The sequence below is a fragment of the Vibrio sp. PSi01 genome, assembly GCF_054960695.1.
Window position 1 is genome coordinate 1 of sequence record NZ_JBHNYN010000058.1, and the last position, 470, is coordinate 470.

General features: G+C 44.9%; 1 protein-coding gene. It reads left to right on the plus strand.

The genetic code is table 11. The features are described from left to right. Positions 1-470 (plus strand): Ig-like domain-containing protein (locus tag ACFI6G_RS22235; RefSeq protein WP_462710487.1); only part of this gene is annotated, 470 nt, incomplete at both ends.

The window sequence follows — 470 nt, forward strand, 5'->3', positions numbered from 1 at the left end:
TATCACCGATGTTGATGGCAAGTCAGAAAATTATACCGCGATAGTATCTGGTGGCGAGTGGACATTAGTCGGCCAAGACTATTCGGGTTTTGCAGAAGGTATCATGACTGTAGAGGCTACAGTTACTGACGTTGCAGGCAATACTACAACTTCTAGCGATACTATCGTCAAAGATACGTTAGCAGACATCAGTGTCGATTTTGATGGCTTTGGTGATGAGTATTACAACTCCGCCGAAGTGAGTAATGGCACTTTGGTCGGAACTGTGACCAATGTTGAAGATGGCCAGACAGTATCAATCACTATCACCGATGTCGATGGCAAGTCAGAAAATTATACCGCGATAGTTTCCGGTGGCGAATGGACTCTCATTGGTCAAGATTATTCAGCTTTCGCTGAAGGTACGTTAACAGTTGAAGCTACGGTTTCAGACGTTGCAGGCAACACTGCTACTTCTAGCGATACGATCT